This is a genomic window from Streptomyces nanshensis (assembly GCF_001751255.1).
Classification (GTDB): domain Bacteria; phylum Actinomycetota; class Actinomycetes; order Streptomycetales; family Streptomycetaceae; genus Streptomyces; species Streptomyces nanshensis_A.
The window spans coordinates 24,434-32,856 of sequence record NZ_LJGW01000059.1; the positions used below are offsets into that span (position 1 = coordinate 24,434).

Genomic DNA, 8,423 nt, shown 5'->3' on the forward strand with positions numbered 1-8,423 from the left:
TCACACCTCCTTGAAGTGGTCGAAGGGCTCCCGGCAGGACTCACAGCGGCGCAGCGCCTTGCAGGCCGTGGACGAGAAGCGGCTGAGCAGCGTCGTCTCCGTGGAGCCGCACTGCGGGCAGCGGATCGCCAGCGTCAGCGGGACGGGACCGCCGGGCACCGCGTTGCCGCGCGGCGGGGCGATGCCGTGGGCGGCCAGCTTGCGGCGGCCCTCGTCGGAGATGTCGTCGGTGCTCCACGGCGGCGCGAGGACGACCCGCACGGCGACCTCCGGGACGCCGTGCTCCCGCAGGACGTGCTCGATGTCCGCCGTCATCGCCTCGACCGCCGGGCAGCCGGTGTAGGTGGGGGTCAGCTCGACCTCGACCGGGCCGTGCGGCTCCGTCTCGTGGACGCCGCGCAGCACGCCCAGTTCGGCGAGCGTGATCACCGGAAGCTCCGGGTCGGGCACCGAGCCCGCCCACGCCTCCAGCAGGCGCTGCCGCTCCGCCGCCGCGGTGTCGGGCCCCGCCGCGGTGTCCGTACGGGTCACCATGACGCCCCCGGGTGGCTGCGGTGGAGGTGCTGCATCTCGGCGAGCATCCGTCCGAACGGCTCGGTGTGCAGCCCCTGTCGCCCCGCCCCCGCCGTCCACGCCCCGGACTGCGGGGAGACCGGGACGGTCAGCCCGGCCCGCGCGAACGTACCGGTGATGCGCTCCGTCCAGCCCGAGCGCAGGGCCGCCCAGTCGACGTGGCCGACGGGCCCCGGGCCCCCGAGCGGCTCGAACAGCTCGCCCGTGTAGCGCCACAGGGAGTCCGCCGCGCGCTGGGCACGGTCGTGGCTCTCCTCGGTGCCGTCGCCGAGGCGCAGCGTCCAGTGCACGGCGTGGTCGCGGTGGTACTCGCACTCCTTGACCGCCTTCGCCGCCAACGGCTGGCCCAGCTCGGCGAGTTGGGCGTACAGCAGCTCCTGCCACGCGGAGAAGTAGAGCTGGCGCAGCATCGTGTGCGCGAAGTCGCCGTTGGGCTGCTCGGCCAACTGGCAGTTGCGGAAGGCCCGTTCCTCGCGGAGGAAGGCCAGCTCGTCCTCGTCGCCCAGCTCGGCGTAGAGCGCGCGGGCCTGGCCGAGGAGGTCGAGGGCGATGTTGGCCAGGGCCAGCTCCTCCTCCAGGACCGGCGCATGACCGGCCCACTCCCCCAGGCGGTGGGAGAGCACCAGGGCGTCGTCCGCCAGCGGCAGCAGCGGATCGCCGAGCACAGCGGCCGAGGGACCGGCGGCCCCGGCGGACGCGCCCGCACGGGCGGACGTCTCGTCGGGTCCCGTCACAGGTTCCGCACCCCCTCCGGCACCTCGTAGAAGGTCGGGTGCCGGTAGGGCTTGTCGCCGGCCGGGCCGAAGAACGGGTCCTTCTCGTCCGGCGACGACGCGGTGATCTCGCTGGACGGCACGACCCACACGGAGACTCCCTCCGAGCGGCGCGTGTACAGATCGCGCGCATTGCGCAGGGCCATCTCGGCGTCGGGCGCGTGCAGGCTGCCGGCGTGCGTGTGCGAGAGGCCGCGCCTGCTGCGTACGAACACCTCCCACAGGGGCCAGTCCGTACCGCTCATCACGCGCTCACCGCCGTCTCCGTACGCTCCCGCGCGCCGCCGTCCGCAGTGCCGTCCGCGCTGCCGGGCCCGGAGTGCTTCGCCGCGTACGCCGCTGCCGCCTCCCGTACCCATGCGCCGTCCTCGTGGGCCTCCCGGCGGCGCCGGAGCCGCTCCTCGTTGCACGGCCCGTTGCCCTTGAGCACCTGACGGAACTCCTCCCAGTCGATCGGGCCGAAGTCCCAGTGGCCCCGCGTCTCGTTCCACCGCAGCTCCGGGTCGGGGAGCGTCAGGCCGAGCGCCTCGGCCTGCGGGACGCAGATGTCGACGAAGCGCTGGCGCAGCTCGTCGTTGGAATGGCGCTTGATCTTCCACTCCATGGAGCGGGCGCTGTGCGACGACTCGTCGTCCGGCGGCCCGAACATCATCAGCGACGGCCACCACCAGCGGTCCACCGCGTCCTGCGCCATGGAGTGCTGGGCCTCGGTGCCGCGGCTGAGCGCCAGCAGCAGTTCGAAGCCCTGCCGCTGATGGAAGGACTCCTCCTTGCAGATGCGGATCATCGCCCGCGCGTACGGACCGTACGAACAGCGGCACAGCGGCACCTGGTTGGTGATCGCGGCGCCGTCGACGAGCCAGCCGATCGCGCCGACGTCCGCCCATGTCAGCGTCGGGTAGTTGAAGATCGAGGAGTATTTCTGGCGGCCAGAGTGGAGCTTGTCGAGCAGCTCCTCGCGGCTCGTGCCCAGGGTCTCCGCGGCGCTGTAGAGATACAGTCCGTGCCCCGCCTCGTCCTGCACCTTGGCCATGAGGATGGCCTTGCGGCGCAGCGAGGGCGCCCGCGTGATCCAGTTCGCCTCGGGCTGCATGCCGATGATCTCGGAGTGCGCGTGCTGTGCCATCTGCCGCACGAGCGTCCTGCGGTAGTCCTCGGGCATCCAGTCGCGCGGCTCGATGCGCTCGTCCGCGGCGATCGCGCCGTCGAAGGCCGCGACGGACTCCGCCGGCTCCCCGCCGTCCCGTGCGCCCTCGCCGAGCAGCACCGATGTCATGACGACCCCCTTGCCGGCGGCCGCAGCCGCACTCCCAACCGACCGATCGTTCGGTTCAATGGTGGGCCGTGGGCCCACAGGGTGTCAAGGCTCGAATAATGTCTGGGGTCGTATCGGCCGACCGACCGACGGACGTGGGGAGCAGGGGAGGGCATGGAGCCAGAAGAGCAGCAGGCGCCGCAGGCGGAGCCGCGGCCTGAGCCGCCGCCGGAGGGAGCGGGCGGTTCGGGGTTCGCGGGGCTGTCGCGGGCCGGACGGGCGGTCGTGGCGATATCCGCCGCCCTGGCCGTCCTCGCCGTGGCCGTCCATCTGTCGATGGTCTTCCTGCACGTAGCGCCCTCGAACACGCTCAGCAAGCAACACGGCGAAGGCATAGACGACTACGTCTATCCGGAGTTCGAGCAGAACTGGAAGCTCTTCGCGCCCAACCCCCTGCAGCAGAACATCGCGGTGCAGGCGCGCGCCCGCGTCGCGAAGGACGACGGCAGCACCGAGACCACCGGCTGGGTCGACCTCTCGCGCATGGACGGCGAGGCCATCGACCACAGCGTCGCGCCCAGCCACGTCCAGCAGAACGAACTCCGCCGCGGCTGGGAGTTCTACCGCGGCGCCCACGACGAGAAGGGCAAGCCGGTCGGGCTGCGCGGCGAACTGTCCGAGACGTACGTCAAGCGCATCGTGATGCTGCGCTTCGGGCGTGAACTCAACGGCGGGACGGTCGAGCGCATCCAGGTACGCTCCGCCACCACGCCCGTCAAGCCGCCGCCGTGGAGCGACGAGAAGTCGGACGCCAAGACCGAGTACCAGACCCAGCCCTGGTGGCAGGTCGGCAGCGCGGACCTTCCGGGGGGCTGGGACCAGTGACCGAACAGCAGCCGCCTCAGCAGGGTTCCGGGCAGCCTCCTCGGCGTCCTCAGTGGAGTTCCGAGCAGAGTCCTCAGCAGTACGGGCCGGAACCGCCCGTGGCTCCCGCGCAGCCGCCCGCGCACGCGCCGGTGCCCGCGCAACCCCCGGCGCCCGCGCGCCCGTTCGCCGCGTACGACGAGCCGGACGAGGACCGGTTCCTCGCCCGCGGTCTCGCCCGCGTCACCGGTGAGGCCGTCGCCCCGTACCAGACCGCGGTCGTACGGATCGGCTTCGCCCTCACCTGGCTCTTCTTCCTGCTGCGCGAATTCCCGCACCGGCACGAGCTGTACGGGCCCGACGGGCCCTGGAGCTGGCGGCTGGCCGAGCGGCTGATCGACACCAACCACGCCTTCACGGTGCTGATGTGGTCGGACAGCGCCGCGTGGTTCGAGTTCGTCTATCTGCTGGCGATCGCCGCGAGCCTCGCGGTGATCCTCGGCTGGCGCACCCGCACCGCGACCGTGATCTACATGGTCGGCGTGCTGGGACTGCAGAACCGCAGCGTCTTCATGGGCGACGGCGGCGACAACGTCATCCACCTCATGGCGATGTACGTGGTGCTCACGCGCTGCGCCGAGGTCTGGTCCCTCGACGCCCGGCGCCGGCGCCGGGCGGCCCGCGCCGGGTCCGGGTCCGGCGGCCGGTCGGTGAAGGGCGCCTCCGCGGACGTCACGGGTGTGGTGCTGTGGAGCGTCTTCGGCGCGGTCATGCTCCTGGCGACCGTCGGCGGCTCGCTCAGCATCGGCTGGGGCCTGTTCTTCTGGGCGCTGTGGGCGGCGCAGGCCGCGTGGTGGCTGGTCAACCGCTATCTGCCGGGCAGCGAGGCGCGTGCCGTGTGCGACATGGTCGCGAACCTCGCGCACAACGCGACGCTCCTCGTCATCGTCGTCGAGGTGTGCCTGATCTACTCGACGGCCGGCTGGTACAAGATCCAGGGCTCGCGGTGGCAGGACGGCACGGCCGTCTACTACCCGATGAACCTGGACTACTTCTCCCCCTGGCCCGGCCTCAGTTCGTTCCTCGCGGGCAGCGGTCTGCTGATCCTGCTCGCCACGTACGGCACGGTCATGGTCCAGGTCGCCTTCCCTTTCACGCTCTTCAACCGCCGCGTCAAGAACGCGCTGCTCGCCGCGATGATCGCGGAGCATCTGAGCATCGCGGTGCTGCTCGGGCTGCCGTTCTTCTCGATGGCGATGATCGCCGCCGACGCGGTCTTCCTGCCGACCGTCGCGCTCGTCTGGCTCGGCGCCCGCTTCGACGGGGGCCGGCGGCGGGTGCTGGCCCGGGTGCGTCCCGGACGGGCACAGGGTGCGTACGGAGGCGGGGGCCACGGTCCGGGTTCCGGATCCGGAGGCTCCGGCGGCGGCCCCGACGACGGGGGCGACGGGGGCGGTTCCTCGCCGGTGCCGCAGCAGCGGAGCGGCGACGGGCTGTCCGTACGCTGACGGCATGACCGCGCGGGAAAGCAGAGGAGAGGGCAGAGGAACGGCGGCGACCGGCACGAGCGGCGGCACAGGCAGCGGTACCGACGGCGGTACGGACGCGGCGCCGCTGCTGCGCCGCTGGCGCCGACTGGCCGACGGCACTGTGCTGCTGGACGGATTCCACGCCCTGAAGCACGCCGTGCGCTTCGGTGCGCGGGTGCCGCTCGCGCTGGCCGAGGACCGCGCGGCGGCGCTCGCCCTCGCCGAAGAGCTGGCCCCGGATCTGACCGGGACGCTGGACGGGCTGCTGCGCGAGGTCCCCCGCGGAACGCTGTCCGCTCTGGTGCCGCGTCCTCATCCCACGGGCGTCGCGGCGCTCGCCGTACGGGACGACACCGCGCTCCCCGCCGTCCGTTCCGCGCCCGTCGTCGTGCTCGACGATCCGCGCCATCTCGGCAACGTGGGCGCGGTGATCCGGCTCGCCGCCGGCGCCGGTGCCGCGGGGGTGCTCACCACCGGCACCGTCGATCCGTGGCATCCCGGGGTGGTACGGGCGAGCGCGGGGCTGCACTTCGCCACGTGCGTCAGGCGGTGCGAGCCGTCCGCGCTTCCGGCGGGACCGCTGTACGCGCTCGATCCGGAGGGCCGGGACATCCGCGGACTTCCGCTGCCCGACGACGCGCTGGTGGCCTTCGGCTCCGAACGGCACGGGCTGTCGGACGCGCTGCGCGAGCGCGCGGACCATCTGGTGGCGCTGCCCATGCGGGTGCAGGTCTCCAGCTACAACCTGGCGACGAGCGTGGCGATGACGCTCTACCACTGGATGGCCGGGAGGGCGCCGGAGGCCGCGCGCGGGGACGGCGCCTAGCGCGTTCGCCGCGCGGCCCCGAGGGCCCCGCCGGTCCCGTCCGTTCCGGACGTTCCGTTACGGGCCGTCCGTCACAGGTACGGGCCGCCCGAGCGGGCCTGGCGGCCCGGCTCCTGGTCGCCGAGGGTGCCGTCCTCGGGGAGCGCGCCCGGAGGCAGCGCCCTGCGCATCTGCTCGAGCTGCGCGCGCGCCGCCATCTGCTGGGCGAAGAGCGCGGTCTGGATGCCGTGGAAGAGCCCTTCGAGCCAGCCCACGAGCTGGGCCTGTGCGATGCGCAGTTCGGCGTCGGTCGGGACCGTGCCGTCGGTGAACGGCAGCGAGAGCCGCTCGAGTTCCTCGATCAGCTCCGGCGCGAGACCGTCCTCCAGCTCCTTGATGGAGCTGGTGTGGATCTCCTTCAGCCGCACCCGGCTCGCCTCGTCCAGCGGCGCCGACTTCACCTCTTCGAGAAGCTGCTTGATCATGCTGCCGATGCGCATGACCTTCGCGGGCTGCTCGACCATGTCCGTCACGGGGACCTCAGCCTGCTCGTCGCCGTCCTCGCCGCCGGCCTTGGTGTCGGCGCTGCCGAGAGCCATGCCGTCAGGTCCGACGACCAGGACGTGCTGGTTCTCCTTTGGGCGTTCGTTGCTCGGCTGTGTCATGCCTCCATTCTGCACGCACGTCCGCGGCATGTGTCGGGCGAGTCCGGCATCGGAGACCGCTCGCGGACGTACGCCGTGGACCTGCCGCGTGGACGGCTCACGCACGCCTCAACCGCAGGGCGATCAGGGCGAGTCCCAGTCCGATCAGGGTCATTCCGGCGCCGAGGGGGAGCACGGGGGAGACCCCGCCGGTGGCCGCGGTCGTGGGCCGTACGCCGTCGGACGGGGCGTAGCCGTCCTCCAGCGTGCCGGAGCCGGACCCGGTGCCGTAACCGGAGTCGTCGCCGTACAGATCGTGGGTGCCGAAGGCGGCCTCGTTCGCCTCGTCCGCCTCGTTCGCTCCGGGCGCGGAGGGAGACGCGGACGGGGACGTGCTCGTCGAGGGCGGCGCGGCGGTGGCCGAAGTGCCGTGACGGTGCGGCGACTTCGCGGCACCGCCGGTGTGCCGGCCCACGGCGGCGGCGTGCGTACGGACGTCGGCGGACGCGTCCGCGGCGGGCGCCGCTCCGGTCAGCAGCGCGGTCAGCAGCAGAGACACACAGGGTGCCGCGGCGGTCGCGCGGAGTGTGCGAGAGAAGGCGGAGGTGGGGGCGTGGCGTCTGTGCCGCACGGCAGAGACCCTCCCGTTGAGGATCGTCCAATAACGCAATCAGCGTTGCATAATTGGACAACTCCGGCATCCGGAAGGGTCCCTGTTCGGCGGCGCACACGCTCCCCGCGGACTCTAAGGGCGGGCTCTAAGGAGTGAGCAGGATCTTCCCCACGTGGGTGCTCTCCTCCATGGCACGGTGCGCGTCCGTCGCGCGGCTCATCGGGACCGTGCTGTCCACCACCGGCCGCACCCGCCCGTCGGAGACGAGCGGCCAGACGTGTTCGCGTACGGCCGCGACGATCGCCGCCTTCTCCGACGCCGGACGTGCGCGCAGCGAAGTCGCCGTCACCGCCGCCCGTTTGGCGAGCAGGGCGCCGAGGTTCAGCTCGCCCTTGAGGCCGCCCTGGAGGCCGATGATCGCCAGCCGGCCGTTGACCGCCAGCGCCTTGACGTTCCGCTCCAGATACTTCGCGCCCATGATGTCGAGGATGACGTCGGCGCCGTGGCCGTCCGTGCCCTCGCGCAGTGCCTCGACGAAGTCCTGCTCGCGGTAGTTGATAAGGACGTCGGCGCCCAGCTCCGCGCAGCGCTCCAGCTTCTCCTTGCTGCCCGCGGTCACCGCGACCGTCGCGCCGACGGCCTTCGCGAGCTGGATCGCCATCGTCCCGATGCCGCTCGCGCCGCCGTGTACGAGCAGCGTCTCGCCGGGACGCAGATGCGCGACCATGAAGACGTTCGACCAGATCGTGCACGTCACTTCGGGCAGTGCGGCGGCGGTCCGCAGATCGACGCCGTCGGGGACGGGCAGGAGCTGGCCGGTGGGGACGGCGACCTGCTCCGCGTACCCGCCGCCGCCGAGCAGCGCGCACACCTCGTCGCCCACGGCCCAGGTGCTCACGCCGGGGCCGACGGCCGAGATCCGGCCGGAGCATTCGAGTCCGGGATACGGGGAGGCGCCGGGCGGCGGGTCGTAGAAGCCCTGCCGCTGGAGGGTGTCGGCGCGGTTGACGGCGCTCGCCGCGACCTCGACCAGCACCTCGCCCTCGCCGGGTTCGGGGACGGGGACCTCGGCCCAGACGAGCGCCTCGGGGCCGCCTGGTTCGGGGATCGTGACAGCGTGCATCGTGGAGTTGGACGTACCCATGGGGCCGACGCTACTCCCGGACACCGCCGCCGGGGCACCGCCCGGCGCCGCCTCGTCCGGCGGCCGTCCGCCGCCCGCGGTGTCCCCGTCCGTACGTCCGCTGTACGGCGGCGGCCCAACTCCCGTGCGTACGCGCACTGTTCGGCGTCCGGAACGCCGCGGGGCGCCGCGGTGCGCCACCGGCGCGCTGGGTACGGGAATGCCCCACGCGGCCCAACTCCCG

11 protein-coding genes are annotated in these 8,423 nt (G+C 72.6%); 4 read left to right on the forward strand and 7 right to left on the reverse strand.

The genetic code is table 11. The features are described 5' to 3' along the window. Genes paaD through paaA form a run of 4 tightly spaced genes read right to left on the reverse strand, consistent with a single transcriptional unit; the run spans position 1 to position 2,622 of the window. On the reverse strand, positions 1–534 hold the full coding sequence (paaD, locus tag AN218_RS03070; RefSeq protein WP_070015053.1) for a 1,2-phenylacetyl-CoA epoxidase subunit PaaD: 534 nt from the start codon (positions 532–534) through the stop codon (positions 1–3). Further along, positions 528–1,307, reverse strand: a complete 780-nt coding sequence (paaC, locus tag AN218_RS03075) for a 1,2-phenylacetyl-CoA epoxidase subunit PaaC (protein ID WP_420855931.1) — start codon at positions 1,305–1,307, stop codon at positions 528–530. The genes paaD and paaC overlap by 7 nt, the downstream gene beginning before the upstream one ends. Continuing rightward, complete coding sequence (gene paaB / locus AN218_RS03080) at positions 1,304–1,591, reverse strand: 1,2-phenylacetyl-CoA epoxidase subunit PaaB (RefSeq protein ID WP_070015055.1); 288 nt, start codon at positions 1,589–1,591, stop codon at positions 1,304–1,306. Before paaB ends, paaC begins: the two co-directional genes overlap by 4 nt. Further along, on the reverse strand, positions 1,591–2,622 hold the full coding sequence (paaA, locus tag AN218_RS03085; RefSeq protein ID WP_079131766.1) for a 1,2-phenylacetyl-CoA epoxidase subunit PaaA: 1,032 nt from the start codon (positions 2,620–2,622) through the stop codon (positions 1,591–1,593). Before paaA ends, paaB begins: the two co-directional genes overlap by 1 nt. 153 nt (positions 2,623–2,775) lie before the next feature. Here paaA and AN218_RS03090 point away from each other — a divergent pair, with 153 nt between their 5' ends. The 3 genes from AN218_RS03090 to AN218_RS03100 all read left to right on the forward strand — a co-directional run bounded on the left by AN218_RS03090 (position 2,776) and on the right by AN218_RS03100 (position 5,820). Continuing rightward, positions 2,776–3,486, forward strand: a complete 711-nt coding sequence (locus tag AN218_RS03090) for a DUF5819 family protein (RefSeq protein ID WP_070015057.1) — start codon at positions 2,776–2,778, stop codon at positions 3,484–3,486. A 98-nt stretch (positions 3,487–3,584) separates the two neighbouring features. Continuing rightward, on the forward strand, positions 3,585–4,973 hold the full coding sequence (locus AN218_RS03095; protein ID WP_070015059.1) for an HTTM domain-containing protein: 1,389 nt from the start codon (positions 3,585–3,587) through the stop codon (positions 4,971–4,973). 4 nt (positions 4,974–4,977) lie between these two features. Beyond that, complete coding sequence (locus tag AN218_RS03100) at positions 4,978–5,820, forward strand: TrmH family RNA methyltransferase (RefSeq protein WP_079131767.1); 843 nt, start codon at positions 4,978–4,980, stop codon at positions 5,818–5,820. A 71-nt stretch (positions 5,821–5,891) separates the two neighbouring features. On the opposite strand, the gene AN218_RS03105 is transcribed toward AN218_RS03100, so the two are convergent. From AN218_RS03105 to AN218_RS03115, 3 genes are all read right to left on the reverse strand, one after another. Continuing rightward, positions 5,892–6,464: a bacterial proteasome activator family protein gene (locus AN218_RS03105; protein ID WP_070015061.1), complete on the reverse strand. Its 573-nt coding sequence runs from the start codon at positions 6,462–6,464 to the stop codon at positions 5,892–5,894. 97 nt (positions 6,465–6,561) lie between these two features. Further along, on the reverse strand, positions 6,562–7,002 hold the full coding sequence (locus AN218_RS35935) for a hypothetical protein (RefSeq protein WP_141747416.1): 441 nt from the start codon (positions 7,000–7,002) through the stop codon (positions 6,562–6,564). A gap of 199 nt (positions 7,003–7,201) precedes the next feature. Further along, positions 7,202–8,179, reverse strand: coding sequence for an NAD(P)H-quinone oxidoreductase (locus AN218_RS03115; protein WP_070015073.1), 978 nt, complete (start codon positions 8,177–8,179; stop codon positions 7,202–7,204). A gap of 19 nt (positions 8,180–8,198) precedes the next feature. Between AN218_RS03115 and AN218_RS37385 the strand changes: the two genes are divergently transcribed. Then, positions 8,199–8,423, forward strand: a 225-nt coding sequence (locus tag AN218_RS37385; RefSeq protein ID WP_420855932.1) for a hypothetical protein, incomplete at its 3' end; no start/stop codon positions are given.

Bases quoted from the DNA above. Each gene is read 5' to 3' on its own strand.
- paaD (WP_070015053.1), bottom strand. From the start codon at position 534: ATGGTGACCCGTACGGACACCGCGGCGGGGCCCGACACCGCGGCGGCG.
- paaB (WP_070015055.1), bottom strand. From the start codon at position 1,591: ATGAGCGGTACGGACTGGCCCCTGTGGGAGGTGTTCGTACGCAGCAGG.
- paaA (WP_079131766.1), bottom strand. From the start codon at position 2,622: ATGACATCGGTGCTGCTCGGCGAGGGCGCACGGGACGGCGGGGAGCCG.
- AN218_RS03090 (WP_070015057.1), top strand. From the start codon at position 2,776: ATGGAGCCAGAAGAGCAGCAGGCGCCGCAGGCGGAGCCGCGGCCTGAG.
- AN218_RS03100 (WP_079131767.1), top strand. From the start codon at position 4,978: ATGACCGCGCGGGAAAGCAGAGGAGAGGGCAGAGGAACGGCGGCGACC.
- AN218_RS03105 (WP_070015061.1), bottom strand. From the start codon at position 6,464: ATGACACAGCCGAGCAACGAACGCCCAAAGGAGAACCAGCACGTCCTG.
- AN218_RS03115 (WP_070015073.1), bottom strand. From the start codon at position 8,179: ATGCACGCTGTCACGATCCCCGAACCAGGCGGCCCCGAGGCGCTCGTC.